Origin of the sequence: Bartonella sp. AD13SXNS (genome assembly GCF_042196465.1) — a bacterium.
GTDB lineage: Bacteria > Pseudomonadota > Alphaproteobacteria > Rhizobiales > Rhizobiaceae > Bartonella.
Window position 1 is genome coordinate 1 of the sequence record NZ_JBHIQI010000082.1, and the last position, 874, is coordinate 874.

1 protein-coding gene is annotated in these 874 nt (G+C 37.4%); it reads right to left on the reverse strand.

What is annotated here, in order from left to right:
* Positions 1-77: 77 nt before the first annotated feature.
* A complete protein-coding gene (locus ACFIMQ_RS09480) occupies positions 78-800 on the reverse strand; it encodes a hypothetical protein (RefSeq protein WP_375703938.1) in 723 nt (240 codons plus the stop codon).
* Between the last annotated feature and the right edge of the window lie 74 nt (positions 801-874).

Sequence of the window (874 nt, forward strand, 5' to 3'; positions counted from 1 at the left end):
GTCATGTTTTTTTCCTTTATTTGCGTACAGTTTTCCCGTGGCGTGAATCACGCTTGTGTTAAAAGGCTGGTTGGTTGTTAAATTTTTATGTCTTGAGGAATTCTCGTGTTTCCGCGAATATTAGCTAATCCACGAATTTCGGCATTTCTAAAGATCTTGACTGCGTCATAAATGCGAGCACTATCATAAACTTTTGCATCTCCAAAAATCTCAACATTTCCATAATTAATATCATCCTCATACGTGAAATTGGAGCATGATATAATGACATCACCATAAACTTTAGCATTGTTATAAATGAGAGCAGGACCACAAATTATTGCGTTCCCATATACACGAGCATTGTCGTAAACATTGGCACTATTCTTTATTCGTGCATTCTCAAAAACTTTTGCATCACCATAAATGAGTGCGCTATTGTAAACTTCTGCATCACCGTAAACATGAGATTTGTCGCGAACAACAGCATCACCAAAAACATGTGCACTACCAGAAACGTTGGCATTACCAAAAACAACAGCACGACTGTAAACTTGTGCATCAGAATAAACTGAAGCATTTCCACTAATACAGGCGCCATCAAATATCTTGGCATTATGAAAAATGGTAGCGCTTTCAAGCACCTTGGCATCATCATAGACCCAGCAATTGCCTTTATGACCTAAGTTATATTCCTTTTCAATAAAGCCACCAAGATCTCCTTTTTTGACATCATCAAAATCCCTTAAAGCATGAATACGGTGAAGAGTTTTTCCATCAAACTCAATTGTTTCATCAGTTAATTCGTATTTTTTCACCATGATTTTTCTCCAGTGGACATGACGTTATCGCCATAAATATGCGCATCACCATAAACCATGGCATCACCATAAAC